Raw genomic sequence first — 14,524 nt, 5'->3', positions numbered from 1 at the left:
CATTCAACCGGGCAGGCTGAATACCACAAAGGGCGCCTCAGGCGGACATTTCAACTTTGCTGAAACCGGACATTACAACTTTGCCGCTACAAGCAAACTTCGCATAAGAAAAGTTATGTTAAATTGTTATAGCGCATAACAAAAATTTCAGTTTCGCCTAGGCCAATCGGTGGCTAGTCGCGACGGGCTGCTCGTGTCCTCTTGCGCTAGCTATTGATGGCTTTTTCGAGCTTTTTGATCTTGGCAAGGATATCGTCGAAGGCGGCCGGCTCTTCATCGAACATCATGGGCGCCATCTCCCTGTAATCCACTCGCAGGTCCTTGATCCGGGCTTCGTTCGGCATCAGACGCAGCGTCCCCGGCCGCGCGGTACCATAACTGGACCAAGCCGATCGGAAGAAGATGGCCTTGTGCTTCGCCACCTGTGCCAGAAGGCCGAAGTTAGTGGCGGCAGCTTGCCCTTCGTTGGTGCCGAGAAGCATGGCCAGGTCGTAGTAATGCCGAGAGAAATACTGGGGTGTCGGCGATTCGGCCGGACGGTGTGCTTCCGCATGCAAGGCCGTGGCCTTTTCCCAAAAGGTACGCTGCGCTGACAGGACGGTCACGGTGCAGTCGGGGTCTTCGAAGAAGTCTGGATAGTCTTCAGCCGCGTAAGGGTGAATAATCTTTTCCTCTGTAGGCCAGGGATCGCCGCGCGCTCCCAACTCGAGCTTCACCCGCGGAGTGATGTACGTCATGCCCATATACTCGGTTTCGGGCAATGCCGTCGGATAGTGGAAGTTCACCGTCTGGGCATCGTTGGAGTCGATCTCCAGCGACCACTCGCCTTTGGTCGGCTCGCCAAGTTGCTGTGCAATCGCGGCGCGAAGGGCCGGAAGGAGGTTCTCGGCGATGTGCTGCTCGACATCGCTCACAAGATCTTCGATGAGCTGATTCGCTTTCTTCCTGCTAATTCCGTCCTGCTCGGGATCCCGATCGCCCGTATAGCCAAGGTCGGCCCGGTCGAAGGACAGGTCGATATCTTCAGAAAAGCGGCGGATGGCGCCGAACGCTTTGGAAAGGGACGTGCCGCCCTTGAAGACAAGCGTGGCGGCCTCCCCTTCCCTTAGGCCAAAGAGGCGCTTCAAGGTCCAGCAGACCCAAAAGTCTTTTTCGATGATCGTATTCGCGATCCCTCGGTTGGCGCCGCTCTCACCAAAAAGGGCCGCCCGATCTTCTGCGGGAAGTCGGGCAACCTTATCCATCGATTTCAACCGACGGCGTGTTGGCGATCGAGGTCAGCGTCGGGCGCATCCAGGTCGGCGCTTGGTACGCTGTGGATGCGAGAGTCTTCTTGTCGCTGGCCGACAGGCGATGGGCCGCAATCTGTGCAACGTCGGCGGCACGCACCGGTCCGACATGGCGTAGTGCCTGAAAGACGGTCCCCACCGCACTCCCCGGAGCGATCAGATGTTTTGGCGACGCGTGACGCAAGTCGACCACACGCTTACCCAGCACGACACGGCGAGAGGGACCGTTGGTCAGATAGGAGCTCTTCGCCGGTACCTGGGTTGTCAGGCCGAGCGCGTTGGCCGCCCGTGCGCCGTCGATCTGCACCTGAGACCCCGTCTCCCGCGCAAGTGCCGCTGCAACATCATCGGGAGCCGGCGAAAGCGGGCCAAGCTTGGGGTGGACCTTGGGAAAATCATACAAGCCTCGCGCCAAGCGGCGGAGCTTTCCATTCTTGACCAACCGGCAAAGGGCCTGGTCAACCGCAGCGCGCGCACCCACGTCCAGAAAATCAGTAGGCGTGAATACGCCACCGCGCCCGGTAGCGCGGGCGCGCCTCATGATACGGTCAGGAACAGTTGGGGAATTGGCCTTCATATGTCATAAAATAACGTATCTTTTTCTGACATTCAAGTAGTCTTTTTGGGGCGAGCCATGGGCCTGCTGGCCGGTAGCTCAGTACGTGGCAGCGTGCGACGTCACGTAAGAACTCTCACAATATTTGTTATCTGAACTCCACGCCCGACCGCGTTGGAACCAGCAGGGCACCGACCACGCACGCCGTAATGTTAACTATGGAGCCCAATATCTAGGCGCGTACGTTCGCTCGAAGGCACGACGACAAATCCGGTCGAACGGCCGGACGAGCGTTGTTCCGTACAGGTGAATACTGTATGGATATACAGTACACTGGTGGCAGGTAGCCATGCTGGCGGCTGGCTTCTCAGTGTAAGGAAACCGGAATTAGCCGGACTACGTGCGCTTTTGCTGGACTGGAAATCCGGAATTAGGCGGACTGGCGTGCAATCCCGTGACGCTGAGCCAAGACCTGGGCGTTTCCGGTTTCCGTTGGTCGACGTAAGCAGCGAGCTGTTCAAGAAATCGGCGACGTGGCCGTCAATACCGGGCAACTCCATTCCCCGTCTGAGCCATGCGTTACACCCCGCTCCGAGACCAGCATCTCGCTATACTTGCCCGCGACCGCGACGCCTGGCGGGCTCAGGCGGAACGACGTTTTGACGTGGAAGGCCTCATTCACGCATGCGTCCCGGATGTCGCTACTTGTGATCCAAGCTTTGTGGCCGACGCGATCCGGGAGTGGTTCGATAGTTTCGAGGACGGCATTCCGACATGGCGGATGCCGTCGCACGATCGATAAAAAGGGCCCGCACCGGGGCTACGACACTCTCGACCGAGACTGCTTGATTGCCCGTCAGCGTCGGCAGACGCTGGAATCGTGACCGCAATAGGTCCGGCAAGAGTCGTCAGGGCCGAACAAGCCAGCCACCGGCACCGGAGGACGTGGCCACATTCGAGGTGCCATACGTGGCTTCGGTTCAGCGCTTCACGGTAGCCTTGTCGAGTGGCCAGCCCTTCGATAAGGTCGGTCGAACAGCCAAGTTGCTTTGCGGCGTATGCGACCTTGGTGCTCAGGGCCGTATCGACCGCGACCCCAAGTTGACTTCGGGCTTCATATCAACACTCTGAGAACGGGGATGGCGGGCTGCGCTTAACGCAAGCGCCGAATGGATGGCCCTGCCATTACTGTTCTTGGCGGAGAATTCAGCGGCCATACTGACTTCTACGCTCCCCTGACTCTTTCCGTTGGCGACTCCTGCTACTTCGACAGCGCTATGGGCCATGCCTGCATTTCTGCCGGGGATCAGGATGCGAAGGTTCTTTGGGTCTGTTCCAGCGTGACCCTGGACACTTGAGGGTAGCTCCGGACAGTACTCGCCTGCGTGGATTGACGCATCAATTCGAGGCTGACTGAAACGGGAAAACGGCATCTGCGATTCGGGGGGAGACAGACTTCCTGCAGTCCTCCGAGCGGCAGCGGTCGCTGCCGCGCAAGTCCCGAATGCGCGGAAAAGCCGCGAAACGCGGCCTACCCGCTGAAAAAATTTCGACGCTTAGTGCAGCATGTGGAAGACCCCACCCTCTCATTCGACCTGAGCCATTCTGCGACGATCGGTAGCTTAAAGACGAATGGCCGAAGCGGTACTCCGCTTCGGCCAGTTGCGTTGCCAACGGCTGGCACCTACATGACAGTTTTTAGCCTACGTCCAGGAGATTAGGCGCCGATGCGGTCACGCCGATGCTTGCTGGCGTGTGCGGGCCAACCGTGCGGCTGGCTCGCCGAGTTCCCAAAATACTGAAGTCATGATGGCCAAGCCCTGAGCGGCGATCGCAATGGGTAGGTGTTCATTCGGTGCGTGTTGCTTGCAGCCTGGATATGAGTGAGGAATCCAAATCGTTGGTAAGCCCAGAATGTCGGAGAATGCGTCGTTGGGAACAGTGCCGCCAAGATTCGGAACGACTGCAGGTTCCCGTACACTGACGCTGCGGAACCCCTCGTTGGCCCATTCGACCCATGGACTCGCAGGGTCCAAACGTGTTGCCGGCGATCCTCTCAGCAATCGCACTTGGACATCTGTATAGCCGGCTTGGTCCAGGTGTTGGCGAACGACCTCTTCAATGGATTCCCATGCGGTCCCTACTACGAACCGAAGCTGCAAGAACGCGCTTGCTGCCGGCGGAATAGCATTGGCGGGCTTCTCGGGATTGCCGGCTTTTAGGGTGAGCACCTCCAGGGAGTTCCAACCCAGCAGGCGCTCTGCAGCGGAGAGAGTCGGGTCACCCCAATCTTCGTCGATCTTTCGGCCAAGACTTTCGCTGTCAATCTTAAGTTTGGACAGCGCATCCCGGACCGGGAAGGGAATGGGAGGCGGCAACAGGCCCGCCACCTGAATGCGACCCTTCCCGTCAACTCGGTGAAGGATCTGGTTGCATACGGCAAATCCCGTCCGGGCAAGCTGATGTTTGCCTCTGCAGGAAACGGCAATTCCGGTCACCTGAGCGGCGAGCTCTTCAAAAAGATGACCGGCATCGAAATGATCCATGTGCCGTACAAGACTGCGCCGGCTGGCGTCAATGACGTAATGGCAGGTCACGTTGACCTGGTGTTCGACAACCTGGCGGGGAGCCTTGCCGCAGCGAAGAGTGGAAAGCTAAAAGCCCTGGCTGTGACAGGACCCAAGCGCTCGCCGCTAATGCCTGATCCCCCGACTGTATCGGAAGCCGGTGTTCCCCAGTTCGAAGTTGTTGCATGGTCGGGTGTCATTGCGCCGGAAGGTTTGCCACCAGCCATTGCGCAAAAGATCAACACGGCAGTGAATCAAACGCTGAAGGACCCTCACGTTATCGAAGGGATGCGCGATCTGGGCTATGTCATCGTAGGCGGTACCGCGGCAGACTTTTCGACCGTTGTGAAGAAAGAACGCGCCAAATGGGGCGACATCGTTAAGCGCTCCGGCGCGGCGACTGACTAATCGGCGCACAACAACATGCCCGTCCCCATGAGTGGCGATGGGCAACTCTCCTGCTTCTCTTTCCCAGTCCACCAACTTAAGTTGAGGCCTCCTGCCTCGGAGAACACTCGTATGTCCGTTTTGGAAACTCTGGCCGATTGGATCACCACCCGAAATAGTGAGTGGCCCGAAAGCTGTTTGTCGCGCGCCAGTCATGCCTTTAGCGACACAATTGCCTGCATCGTCGCGGGAAGTGCGGACCCCGTAAGCACCAAGGTTGGAGCGGGCGTCAGCCTCTGGGGCACTGGTGCTGCCACGATCATCGGCACAAAAAAGAAAGCCCCAGCACCCTGGGCCGCAATGGTCAACGGGACCGCTGCGCACGTACTCGAAATCGACGACAACTACTACCCGGCACTGACTCACGCATCCGCCATCTTGGTGCCCGCCTTGATCGCCTTGGGTGACGAAGTTGACGCAAGTGGTGCCGATCTTCTGGACGCATTTATCGTTGGTCTGGAACTTCATGCGGTCCTGGGGCGTGGCGTCAATCGGTCGCACTACTTCGCCGGCTGGCATCCGACCGCTACCGTCGGCTGCATCGGGACAGCGGGTGCTTGCGCGCGACTTCTGAAGGTGGACAAGGCGGCCACGGTCGCCACAATGAGCCTCGCAGTAAGCATGGCATCTGGCAACAAGGCTCAATTCGGAACGGAGGCGAAATCGTTCCAATGCGGCATGGGCGCTTCAAATGCAATCGTTGCCGCACGGCTCGGACAAGCCGGGGTACAGGGCAATCCTGAAGTACTGGAAGACCCGCAAGGATTTCTCGCCCTGTACGGTGGTCCCGCACCTCGTGGCTGGGAGGAGCCGCTGAAGAAGCTCGACAACCCGCTTGCGCTGGAAGAGTTCGGACTCGCCCCAAAGCGCCACGCATGCTGCGGCTCCGCCCACAATTCCATCGACTGTGTCCTCGATCTGAAGCGGCAGCATGGCTTCTCGGCCGAGGACGTCGAGTCTATCGATATTCTGGTCTCGCCCACGTGAGGCCTGGAACTCGGCGATGAATTGGATTGCCTGTTCGCACTGATCAAGCGAAAGGGCATGGATGCTGGGGCTGTCGACTGGAATGTGGAGCGATGCAATCAGCCATTTCATTGCCTTGCCCCGCGCCTCAAAGGCATTGACACCGTCGCGCCGCATCTTCGCAGCGACCAAAGGCTCAAGGGCATCGTGCAGTCGGCTCTTCTTTTCGCGCAATGCCGCGTCGGCCAACCTTCCAAGCGGGGTGTGTTGCTTGCTTCGCGCACGCACGCCGATCCACGCCTGGCACGGGGAGCAGATCCACACAGGCCCGTGGTCTTCCAAATAGGGGTATGCCTCGTCTCCCAAGCGGGCAAGAACCGCCTTCCCGCCACAGTAATCGCAGAGGGGTTGAGGAGGAGCAGGTATCGGTCGGCCAACACGCATCAATGACCCTGAGTTGCGCAATGCAGGAAGTGAGCGATTCTACGACATGGAATCGGGATTCTTCGTTCCCTACGCAGCCAACTGGTGCTCGTAGTAAGGCTGGTTCCGGTCGTCCAGGATTGCATCGAGCGCGGCCAAGTTCCTCGCGTCGGGATTCAACCAGGCTTCCACATGCTCGGGCTTGATGGGCACGATACAACGATCATGCCCTGCGGCCGACACCTCAGCAGGCGGCTCGTCGGTAATGGCAGCGAAGGAATAGAGATCGGCCTCGCCCTCTCCTCCTTTGCTGATCGACATAGACACGCCACCAACATGTCCTACTGCGGCTCGGGCCTGAACTCCAAAACCACGTTCTCTTCCTGCTCGCCAGGCGCCAGCTCTCGCTGCTCCATCCGATGCCGTGCGACATTTTCGTAGAAAGCATTGACGATCATGATGCCGTGTTTATATCCGTATAGCTGTCGCCAGGCCTTCTTCAAATTGTCGGGTCTTGCATTAACCAAGTTTCTGGCGCTCCATCGCCGGCGTCCACCCCGGCAGCCTGCACTGATAGCGCATCGGAATCACAACCCGCTGGCCGTCCTGCACCACCATCACAAGCGCATAATGCCCCGGGAAAATACGCGAGTCTCGATCCAGCAAATCGGTTCGCTGCAGGTCTGCAAGATTGCGCTGTGCCCTGGCGATCTTGTCCGTCGCGATGCGTTGATCGTTCTCCGCCTTCTTCGTCGGCTTGGCTGCCAATGCACGCTCCGCGGCAGTCAGCCGGGTCTTCTGCAGGAACAACTCCGTTTCCAACGCTATCGCCTGATCTTTGTCACCCGCCGCAACAAGGTCGGCGACAGCGCGTTCCTTGTCGTTGACGGCGGAAAGGAATGCGGCACGCATTGCTTTAGGCAGTTTGGACCAGCCGCCGTCTCTGCGCTTCTCCCAGAAGAGCTCGACAAAATGCTCAAAACTGACAGAGGCCCGGAATTCCCGAACGTACTTTCGATAGCTGGCGTGAATCTGCGCGGAATAGCACATCGCTGTCACCGTGGCGTTGTGGCCGAAGAAGCCATTTTAGTGGCGGCGGCCTGACCCTGCACGGGCACGCCCTTGTTGAAGATGGGTGAGCACGCCGGTCGCAAGGCAGGCCTTCCGAGCAGACGTGTAAGACGCTGCCTTCTACAGCGAATTGAGATAGCGGCCTAGACTGCAGAAATATGGCAGCCCAAGAAGCCGACATGCCAAACGTTCATGTGTGCCAAGCGGCGACCAATGGAATGTTGAACTGGAAGGTGGCGTAGGGGGCACTTCCACATTCGACAACCAGTAAGAGGCGATTTGTTCCAGGCTGGCAAAAAGACAGCAGGCGGAGCTGATCGTCCATGGAAGGGAAGTAGCGATCCGGATGCGAAACGCTTATGGCAACGACCCCAGGGACGTCAAAGGCTAGAGCTCGCACTGCAGAGCAATTGCCCGACCTGGACCGCTATCAGAAGAAGCGCAATTTCAGCGTCACTTCAGAGCCGGCGGGAACACGACAGCGGCGTAAGAAAGCCGAACAGTTGCGCTTCGTGATCCAGAAGCATTGGGCGCGGCGGCTGCACTACGATTTCCGGCTCGAACTCGATGGCGTGCTGCTCAGTTGGGCGGTGCCCAAGGGCCCTAGCTACGATCCCCGCGAAAAACGTATCGCGGTCCATGTGGAGGACCACCCGCTCGACTATGCCAATTTTGAGGGAATCCCAACGACGCGATCGTCTTCTTCGGCTTCGACCTACCCTTCTGGGAAGGCCGAGATTTGCGCAACGTACCCCTGGCCCAGCGGCGTGCGAAGCTGGCGGAGCTTGTAGGAGTTCGCTCCGAGCGAGTGCGCTTTAGCGAGGCCTTCGATGCCCCCCCGGCACAGATCTTTCAGGCGGCGTGCCAGCTCGGTCTCGAAGGCTTGATGTTCAAGCGGGCGGACGCCTCCTATGTTTCCGCGCGCACGCAGACGTGGCTGAAGGCCAAATGCAAACTGCGTCAGGAGTTCGTGATTGGCGGGTTCTCGGACCGCAGTGGTGCAGTAGCCGAGGTAGGCAAGCTATTGCTTGGCGTGTACGCAGATGGAGAACTCCGTTACGTCGGCGGCGTTGGAACCGGCTGGGACAGCGCGACGGCGACAGAGCTCAGGAGGCGCTTGGCCGCCTTGGAAATTGAGCGAAGTCCCTTTTCGACGGAGGCGCGTTCCAGCCGGCGATGGGGTGGAGGTCGAGAAGCCGCTGTGCGTTGGGTAAAACCCACCCTCGTTGCAGAAGTCGAGTTTTCCGAGTGGACCCCTGAAGGCCAGGTGCGTCAAGCCTCGTTCAAAGGCCTGCGCGCCTATCATCCAGCTAAGTCGATCCGGCGAGAGGCTGTCCAGACTACCGTGACGCCGCACGGCGTGAGCGCCATCAAGGTCACCAATCCGGACCGTGTCATCGACAAATCCACAGGTATCACGAAGGTCGAGCTGGTTCGCTACTATGAGAGCGTGGCGGAGCGGATGTTGCCCCACCTCAAAGATCGACCGCTATCCTTGGTGCGCGCGCCGGATGGCATTGATGCGCCGACGTTCTTTCAGAAGCACGCGGAAACGGCGATGCCCGGCCTCACCGAGCAGCCCCAATCCCTTTGGCCCGGCCATGCCGCATTACTCACTGCTAATTCGGCAGAAGCAATCGTCGCCGCTGCCCAGATGAATGTGGTTGAGTTTCATACGTGGAATTCGACGGCCCGCCACATAGAGTGTCCCGACCGAGTCATTTTCGACCTCGATCCCGGCGAAGGGATTTCATGGGAGACGATCGTCGAAGCCGCCATGCTGGTGCACACGCTGCTGGATGAACTGGGGCTGCAGTCCTGGTTGAAAACGAGCGGCGGCAAGGGGCTCCACGTCGTCGTGCCATTGGCGCCGCAGCGTTCCTACGACGAAGTGAAGGCGTTTTCGCGGGCCGCCGTCAAACACTTGGCAGCCACCCTGCCCCAGCGCTTCACCGCCCGCTCTGGGGCGGCCAACCGCAAGGGGCGGATCTTCGTGGATTATCTGCGCAATGGCTTCTCCCAAACCACCGCACCCGCGTTCTCGGCTCGAGCGAGGCCAGGACTCGGTGTCTCCATGCCGGTGTCCTGGGAGCAACTTACAAAGCTGAAAAGTGGCGCACAGTGGACTATCCATGATGCCCGCGAATACCTCAGTTTCCATGTGGCGGATCCCTGGCAGTCTTACTGGGAGGCACGCCAAAGTTTGACCGCCGCCATCGAACGATTAAGCTGAATTCTGGCGCATCTGCACTGTGGAGTATCCAATGCCTGCACGATCCCTCGCCTCTTTGTCGCTGTCTTTCGGCCTGGTGTCCATCCCCGTCAAACTCTACACCGCCACCGAGACAAGCTCTGCCGTGCGCTTCAACTTACTGAGCAAAGAAGGCGCGCGGCTGAAACAACAGTACGTTTCCGAGCAGACCCAAAAGGTTGTCGAGCGTGCAGACATGGTGAAGGGCTACGAGTTTGAGAAAGACCGCTTCGTGACGTTCTCCCCCGATGAACTCAAAGCCGTGGAAGAGAGCGCCAGCCACATGGTCGATATCGTTGCGTTCATTCCCGAGCACAGTGTGGATCCTCTGTATTACGACAAGGCGTACTTCATCGCTCCAGATAAGCGCGGCGGTAAGCCGTACAGCCTTCTACGCGAGGCCATGTCGAAGACCGGTCGCTGTGCCATTGCGAAGTGGGCCTCGAAAGGCAAATCGCATATCGTGCAGATCCGACCGGTCGAGGGCGGCCTGGTGTTCCAGCAACTGTTGTTCGCAGATGAAGTCCGCAACATCGCCGAACTGCATATCGAGGAAGTGGCAGTCTCAGATGCGGAGCTAAAGCTGGCGATCCAGCTGATCGAGCAAGCCTCGGAGGGCCAATACGATCCGGCCCAGTACAAGGACGAGGAGAAAGTCAGGATTCTCGCCGCCATCGACGCGAAGATCGCCGGCAAGCAAATCGTATCGCCCGAACCGGTTGAAGTCACCGCTGGCGGTCAGGTCATCGATCTGATGGATGCACTTCGTGCGAATCTGTCCAAGAAGGGAGCGCCCGCGGGAAGAGCCAAGGCCGCCGAGCCGTCAACTTCCCGCAGAGCCGGTAAGCGGGGCACAGCGCCTTCTGAGCCGACACCGATCCGACGCACCACCAAAAAGTCGGCATGAACCGCGGCGAAGGGTTGACCACGCGCGAATTGGAGACACGCCTGGGCGCCTCGCGCCGGCTGATCTCCAGTCTGGTGGCGGCCGGGCTGGTAACTCCTGCACGAGGCCCACGCGGTCAGTACATCTTCTCTTTCCAGGACGTGGTTCTGATTCGCACCGCCCAATCCCTGCACAGATCGAGCGTTGCGCCCGCACGGATTCTGCGGGCACTGCGTCGTCTCGAACGGCTCACACCGAACCGGCACCTATCGGCGCTGCGAATCTCCGCAAGCAGCGGAAAAGTATCGGCATGGGACCGGCACGGCGCGTGGCTGGTTGAGAGCGGCCAACGGCTGATCGAGTTCGGACCGGACGAAGCTGATGTGCGAGTCGTTGATCTAACGCACGCGCGCCAGCGAAGCGACTGCCGAGGAGGCCTTTGCGCGAGGCTATGCACTTGAACCTGTCGACGCGGATGCGGCTGAAGCGGCGTACCGACGCGCCTTAGAGATCTCGCCAGGCATGCTGAACGCCTACCTGAACCTCGGGTGCATGCTGGCAGACCAAGAACGCTTCGACGAAGCCATCAGGCTCTATGAAGGGGCGTTGTCCGTGCTTCCGAACGCGTCGCAGTTGCATTTCAACCTGGGGGTTGCACGCGAGGATGTCGGCGCCCTGCAGTCAGCTCTGGCGGCATATGAACGATGCATCGAGCTTGCGCCTGATGATGCCGATGCCCACTACAACGCAGCGCGTTTGCATCAGGAGTTGGGCCACTTCCAGAATGCGCTGCGGCATTTCAACGCATTCCGGAAGCTCGACCGTCCATAAAGCCAAGTGGGTGGCCGCTCGATCAAGCGGTCACCAGCCCTCCTAGAGCGGACTATTGAGCGCGGCCAGCCGCGGCATTGGTGCCGCGCCGTCATGAGCTATGGCGATGCCATTCGGACGGCATTTCTGGCTGACCACCCCGTCCAATGGTGCGCCTTCCAAAAAGACGTACAGATCACTTAGCGCAAGAGATGCGTAGATCATTTTCGTGCTTGAAAGTGATGGCTCCACTCCCCTGTTGTGCCGCGGGAGCCTTCTCTTGGGAAAAATGGGTGTTAAACTTGGCTTAATTCAGAATTAAGAATTTCTTGCGGCGCCGTATCATGCCTGGGCAGTCCTGCTACCGTCCGCGTCGCCGCCCCCGGTGACGCGGGCTTTTTTTCGGGTGAGCGCCCCTTTGTGGACAGGCCGATTGCCTAGCATGGGCGACTAGACGATACTGGGCACGGGAAACTCACCAGTTGCCCAATTTCTTCATGGACGTTCTGCGGCTCTCTGCTACCGGTCGAGAGCCGTCTTTTCCCCGGTCCTCGCCCGATTTGACGGCGTGTGTTGCGCGGTCCGCCGTCGAGGTGACCGCTCCCATCGACGGGCTGCCGCCTGCCCGGTCACGTTGACACGTACAGTCTCGTGGAGAGTCGATTGAGTCGTCGTCATTCAAGGGACGACGCGCGTGCAATCGATCATTCCTGCTGGATAAGGAAACGCTCGGGCCGTTTGCCCAGCCACGCCGGCGTCCGTCCACGTCCCGACCAGGTTTTGCCGGTTTTGGGATCCATGTACTTCGGCGGCAGCGGCGCTTTCTCGGTGGCCGCGGACGCTGTACTTGCGGGCCGGCCCCGACGACGACGCGGTGCCACGTCTTCCGGCGACAGGCTATACCGAACCATCAGCTCGCGAATCTGTTCGATGACGCCCGCGACCTCAGTCGAACGAGCCTCTTCGATTTTGGCTTCCAACGCTTGCTTCTGCGCCAACAAATCCTGATACGTGGCCATTTTTGCCTCCAATTGTTCAGTCACAATTGACTTATACGCATTCCAAAGACCGTCTGCAAGGTATTCGTCCTCTAAGACTTACGAATGAAGCTGATAGCTGATTGAAATCGTGTGGACTGTTTGTATTAATGTATGGCTTCGCTGTTAGTGTCAAAGCGGACTTCATATAGATGTCGGCTTGAAGTGAAGGTGGGCGACATCCGCACCCGATGACGTCAGCTGCGGATCGCAGAAACGGGTACGCTTCATATACGTTGAGCGCCGGCGGTTGGGCTTCCCACATAGCCTGGGCGGATTGCACCAGTCAGAGAAAGCGCGTGTCACTACCAAGACACATCAAGACCTCCGGTCGCGGTCTAGTCCAGGCTAAAGAAACAAACCTGATGGATGGAAGCCAATGGTTGTGTGGCGGGCCTCCCGTGAGTCGAACACGGCACCAACGGATTATGAGTCCGATGCTTTAACGAAGCATGAGCCAGAGGCCCAATTGGAAGGGGAAAGCCGTCCGCGCCAAGTTCGTACGCCTCAGCTTTCCACAGCATCTTGTCATCAATCAGCCGGATGGCGACATCGCGTTACCAACCGAGGCATGGATCACGCCGACGCCTCAGGCGACGCCGCAGCCGGAACCACTTTCTTCGCCGATGCCCGCTTTTTCGGCGTGGATTTCACTGCGACCGCCTTCGGAGCTGCTTTCGCGGCGACCTTGACCTTACCCCCGGATGCGGCCTTTTTCGCGGCCGCTTTCGTTGCGACAGCTTTGTTGCCCGTCGCCTTCTTGGCGCCTGCAGCCTTCGCCTTCTTCGCCGCGAGCTTGTCCTTTGCGGCTTGCTTTTCAAAGCGGGCCGCGGCCTTTGCGGCTTCCACGGCCTGGGCAACCTCGCGCTTAGCCGCTTCAATTGCCTTCTTCGTGTCAGCGCGCAGCTTCAGCAAGTGCTTCTTCGCTGCCTGAGCCTCACGGGCAAGCATGCTGGCCTTTTTCGTTGGCACGACTAGCTTCTTTGCGGCAGGTTTTCCCTTGGCAGTTGCACTTACCCGTGTCGTTTTAGTTGCTGCGACCATGTTGGTTATTCATAGTTGTGAGTGAGGCGCGGAGTATAACCGCACGAGTGGCCTTACATAATAGAGCTCAGTTTCTTCTTTGAGTTGCGTCCAACCGATGCGATCAGCCGACGGCCGAGATGCCACCCTCTTCCGCAGCGCTTTCTCTTGGTACTTGGTACGTTCGCCAAAACAACAAAACCCAAGCCGATCTTGGCCTGGTCCTAGCGGGCTACTACCTCGACCATTCTGCTCACTTTAGGTGGTGGCTGTGGCTTCCTGGCCAAAGGCGCCTTTGGCTGGATCCTTGTTGCATTGTTCGGTGTCACATTGCCGTGGCAGCGGCTGGTGCGGGCGGCTGCGTGTTGCGCCTATGATCTTTCCCCACTTCCCCCGTTTCGCGGCTCCCGCCCCCAGACGCGGATCTTGCTCGGTTGAACCTGCTCACGTGATGACCGGACCTGACAAAGATGGCCGCTCCCCGCTTAAAATGCTGCTATGCAATATTGATCAGGGCTGAAGAAGCGCGAATAGCAACACGCCCTGCATGTAGTGGAGAAGAGCTCTGGCTGGGACGAAAAGCGAGGCGCTGAAGCTCCTAGAAACAGCGGGAGTAACGGTCGTGGATTTGAACTACGAGTCTGGTTGGCAAGATGCGATTGAACTTGGCAGGCTAGGCGAAAAGCTCGGTGTACACGTCCAGTATCGCGGCCATGAGAGCATTGCCGTTAGCTCCCCGGCGGCGCTCGTTGGCGGGCTGAGTCGCCCGAAAGTTGACCTTCCGTCAGCTCAATCTTTACTGCCAATTTGAGCTCAGCAAGCTGCCAGCAGGTGAGCTAGAGCGCCTGGAGGCGCTGAGCTCGCCGAGTGCTTGTGTCCGAAGGTGCACGGTGCCGGTCCGGACGATCTCCGGACGTGCCCTTCGCAGAAATAGGTGATGGTATCGACCGTGAGCACCGGTACGGGATATGCGCCTCGTCGAGCGCGGTGGCAACGAGCTTGTGCATGCTGGTGAACTGCGAGAAGAGGAGAATCTTTCGGCCTTTCTCGAAGAGTTCGGGCAATATCTCTACCCACCGAATGTTGCGTCGCACAACGTCGTCCGGTATAGTGTAGGGTTCCCCCTTCTACGCACACCGGATTCCGTGAGAGGCATCCCGGCCTCGACTGTCCGTGCAGCATTCCACGATTTCGTTCG

General features: G+C 59.0%; 12 protein-coding genes, 1 tRNA gene and 3 pseudogenes. 7 read left to right on the top strand and 9 right to left on the bottom strand.

The features are described from left to right. Positions 1-206: 206 nt before the first annotated feature. The 3 genes from ACW4E8_RS37595 to ACW4E8_RS37585 all read right to left on the bottom strand — a co-directional run bounded on the left by ACW4E8_RS37595 (position 207) and on the right by ACW4E8_RS37585 (position 4,391). A complete protein-coding gene (locus tag ACW4E8_RS37595; RefSeq protein WP_456809109.1) occupies positions 207-1,244 on the bottom strand; it encodes a nucleotidyl transferase AbiEii/AbiGii toxin family protein in 1,038 nt (345 codons plus the stop codon). Continuing rightward, positions 1,237-1,866 (bottom strand): DUF6088 family protein, encoded by a 630-nt coding sequence (locus ACW4E8_RS37590; RefSeq protein WP_456809108.1) that lies wholly within the window; start codon positions 1,864-1,866, stop codon positions 1,237-1,239. The genes ACW4E8_RS37595 and ACW4E8_RS37590 overlap by 8 nt, the downstream gene beginning before the upstream one ends. A 1,712-nt stretch (positions 1,867-3,578) precedes the next feature. Beyond that, positions 3,579-4,391 carry a hypothetical protein gene (locus ACW4E8_RS37585; RefSeq protein ID WP_456809111.1) on the bottom strand — a complete coding sequence of 271 codons (813 nt, stop codon included), beginning with the start codon at positions 4,389-4,391 and terminating at the stop codon, positions 3,579-3,581. Between ACW4E8_RS37585 and ACW4E8_RS37580 the strand changes: the two genes are divergently transcribed. Together ACW4E8_RS37580 and ACW4E8_RS37575 are read left to right on the top strand one after the other, a co-directional pair. Next, the gene (locus ACW4E8_RS37580) at positions 4,272-4,820 is read left to right on the top strand and encodes a tripartite tricarboxylate transporter substrate-binding protein (protein WP_456809110.1); all 549 of its coding nucleotides are present in this window, start codon (positions 4,272-4,274) and stop codon (positions 4,818-4,820) included. The two genes, ACW4E8_RS37585 and ACW4E8_RS37580, sit on opposite strands and share 120 nt — an antisense overlap. A 15-nt stretch (positions 4,821-4,835) precedes the next feature. After that, positions 4,836-5,846, top strand: a complete 1,011-nt coding sequence (locus tag ACW4E8_RS37575; RefSeq protein WP_456809107.1) for an MmgE/PrpD family protein — start codon at positions 4,836-4,838, stop codon at positions 5,844-5,846. Here ACW4E8_RS37575 and ACW4E8_RS37570 read toward each other — a convergent pair. The 3 genes and pseudogenes from ACW4E8_RS37570 to ACW4E8_RS37560 all read right to left on the bottom strand — a co-directional run. After that, positions 5,841-6,269, bottom strand: a pseudogene (locus ACW4E8_RS37570) (zinc-finger-containing protein); the annotation flags it as partial. The gene ACW4E8_RS37575 and the pseudogene ACW4E8_RS37570 sit on opposite strands and share 6 nt — an antisense overlap. Positions 6,270-6,338: 69 nt before the next feature. Further along, on the bottom strand, positions 6,339-6,569 hold the full coding sequence (locus ACW4E8_RS37565; RefSeq protein WP_456809106.1) for a hypothetical protein: 231 nt from the start codon (positions 6,567-6,569) through the stop codon (positions 6,339-6,341). Positions 6,570-6,767: 198 nt separating this feature from the next. Further along, positions 6,768-7,298 (bottom strand): hypothetical protein, encoded by a 531-nt coding sequence (locus ACW4E8_RS37560; protein ID WP_456809105.1) that lies wholly within the window; start codon positions 7,296-7,298, stop codon positions 6,768-6,770. A gap of 380 nt (positions 7,299-7,678) precedes the next feature. Here ACW4E8_RS37560 and ligD point away from each other — a divergent pair. The 4 genes and pseudogenes from ligD to ACW4E8_RS37540 all read left to right on the top strand — a co-directional run bounded on the left by ligD (position 7,679) and on the right by ACW4E8_RS37540 (position 11,287). Then, positions 7,679-9,552: pseudogene (gene ligD, locus ACW4E8_RS37555) on the top strand (DNA ligase D). 31 nt (positions 9,553-9,583) lie between these two features. After that, positions 9,584-10,477, top strand: coding sequence for a non-homologous end joining protein Ku (ku, locus tag ACW4E8_RS37550; protein ID WP_456809104.1), 894 nt, complete (start codon positions 9,584-9,586; stop codon positions 10,475-10,477). Beyond that, positions 10,474-10,917 carry a MerR family transcriptional regulator gene (locus tag ACW4E8_RS37545; protein WP_456809103.1) on the top strand — a complete coding sequence of 148 codons (444 nt, stop codon included), beginning with the start codon at positions 10,474-10,476 and terminating at the stop codon, positions 10,915-10,917. The genes ku and ACW4E8_RS37545 overlap by 4 nt, the downstream gene beginning before the upstream one ends. Positions 10,918-10,978: 61 nt before the next feature. Beyond that, positions 10,979-11,287 carry a tetratricopeptide repeat protein gene (locus tag ACW4E8_RS37540; RefSeq protein ID WP_456809102.1) on the top strand — a complete coding sequence of 103 codons (309 nt, stop codon included), beginning with the start codon at positions 10,979-10,981 and terminating at the stop codon, positions 11,285-11,287. A gap of 683 nt (positions 11,288-11,970) precedes the next feature. Here ACW4E8_RS37540 and ACW4E8_RS37535 read toward each other — a convergent pair. From ACW4E8_RS37535 to ACW4E8_RS37525, 3 genes are all read right to left on the bottom strand, one after another. After that, complete coding sequence (locus tag ACW4E8_RS37535) at positions 11,971-12,285, bottom strand: H-NS histone family protein (protein WP_013954362.1); 315 nt, start codon at positions 12,283-12,285, stop codon at positions 11,971-11,973. Positions 12,286-12,691: 406 nt separating this feature from the next. Further along, positions 12,692-12,770 (bottom strand) — tRNA-Ile (locus tag ACW4E8_RS37530). Between the two features lie 109 nt (positions 12,771-12,879). Next, entirely contained in the window at positions 12,880-13,347 is a 468-nt protein-coding gene (locus ACW4E8_RS37525) for a fumarate hydratase (RefSeq protein ID WP_456809101.1), read from the bottom strand. Positions 13,348-13,915: 568 nt separating this feature from the next. On the opposite strand from ACW4E8_RS37525, the pseudogene ACW4E8_RS37520 reads away from it, so the two are divergent. After that, positions 13,916-14,264 (top strand): annotated as a pseudogene (locus ACW4E8_RS37520) (hypothetical protein). Positions 14,265-14,524 lie beyond the last annotated feature (260 nt).

The sequence above is a fragment of the Cupriavidus sp. CP313 genome (genome assembly GCF_054072015.1).
This window is presented reverse-complemented; position numbering and strand designations above follow the sequence as displayed.